Source organism: Moorena sp. SIO4A1 (assembly GCF_010672065.1).
In the GTDB taxonomy this organism is placed as follows: Bacteria; Cyanobacteriota; Cyanobacteriia; order Cyanobacteriales; family Coleofasciculaceae; genus Moorena.
This window is the reverse complement of sequence record NZ_JAAHHX010000537.1, coordinates 1-1,704: the sequence shown is the minus strand read 5'-3', so window position 1 is coordinate 1,704 and position 1,704 is coordinate 1. Positions and strand designations below refer to the sequence as shown.

Genomic DNA, 1,704 nt, shown 5'->3' with positions numbered 1-1,704 from the left:
CGGGAGTCGGGAGTCGGGAGTCGGGAGTCGGGAGTCGGGAGTCGGGAGTCGGGAGTCGGGAGTGGCCTATGGGAAAATTGAATGTACCTTATAAGTATCTCAAACACGCAGTCGATCATCAAACCCAATCCTGATTTCTGATCACACCAAGAAATCCTCTGTTGTTCCTAATCTTCCTTTATCCGAAGTTCCCGATTCCCGATTCCCGATTCCCGATTCCCGATTCCCGATTCCCGATTCCCTATCCCCATCTCCCCATCTCCCCATCTCCCCACACTTAGAGCTTCTAACCAGGCTTCAGTAGCTTGGGCATTTAAAGGCTTAGAAAACCAATACCCCTGTCCATATTGACAACGCCAATCACAAAGCTGTCCCAATTGCTTTTCGGTTTCCACTCCCTCTGCCACTACATGTATGCCGAAGTCGTTTGCCAACTTTACCATCCACCGCAAAATTTTCTCATGTTTGTGATTATCACTCATACCTTTGACAAAAGAGCGGTCAATTTTTAATATATCTATGGGAAAATTTGGCAAGTAACTGAAGCCAGAATAGCCAGTCCCAAAATCATCAATGCACAACTGAATCTGTCGCTGTTTGAGTTTCTCCAACAGAACTACTGTAGTGGTTTCCAGTAGTATACTTTCTGTAATCTCCAGTTTCAAACTCTGGGCATCAAGACCAGAATCCCACAAAATTGTGTCGATTTTCCCGATTAGATCCGGTTGGGATAATTGTAAGCTGGAGATGTTAACGCTGATCGTTAAATCCCGATAGTGGGGAAACTGTTGTTGCCACTGCCACATTTGTTGGCAAGCCTCTTGTAGTACCCACCAACCCAGTGGCACAATCAGCTTTGTTTCTTCTGCCACTGGAATGAACTCTGCTGGCAACAGCAGTCCCCGTTCGGGATGCTCCCAGCGCACCAGTGCCTCAAAGCCAGCCAGCTTATGGGTTTCAAGAGACACAATTGGCTGGTAATAAAGCCGCAATTCTTGGCGCTTAATACCCAAGCGTAAACTATCTTCTAACTGCAACCGCTCTACACTCCGGGTGCGCATGGCAGGGGTAAACAGCTGATAGCCAGTGTTACTCTCCATTTTGGCTCGATAAAGAGCTAGACTGGCGTTGTCAAGAAGAGCAGAGGCTTGGTAATCATCCCTGTCATTGCTAGCAATTCCAATATTGGCACTCAAAAAGATCTGATGGTCATCAATCGAAAAAGGCGTCCGCAGGCTAGCGCAAATCTGTTCTGCTACCAAGCTACCTTCACTGACATCGTTAATGTCTTCGAGCAAGACCGCTAATTCATCTTCGGACCACCGCGCCACTGTATAGTTAATGGTATAGTTAATGGTAGAATTCAGGGCATAAGTCAAGCGAGAATCAAAAGCCTTTAGCAATTTTGCTCCCACTTGCCGTCCCATACTAAACTGAATGACTTTGAAACGTTCCAAACCCACCAATAAGACGGCGAATCGATAACCCTTATACCACTTTGACCTCTGGATTACTTGCCTCAACCGTCTCCTAAAACTATCTGGGTTAAGCCAGGGAATCAGGAGGTCATTAAAGGTAGAATCCTGAAACCTTTCTACAGGTTGCTGATCTGGCTGATCATTGTTAATTCTAGCGAACACCTACTTTCTCTATCACCCTGAATTAGCCCAATTGAGTTACTCATTGATAATTGAGCCAAAAAGG

1 protein-coding gene is annotated in these 1,704 nt (G+C 46.0%); it reads right to left on the bottom strand.

All coding sequences use genetic code 11. From position 1 onward, the window contains the following. Positions 1-167: 167 nt before the first annotated feature. A complete protein-coding gene (locus tag F6K53_RS40345) occupies positions 168-1,640 on the bottom strand; it encodes a bifunctional diguanylate cyclase/phosphodiesterase (RefSeq protein WP_293085746.1) in 1,473 nt (490 codons plus the stop codon). Between the last annotated feature and the right edge of the window lie 64 nt (positions 1,641-1,704).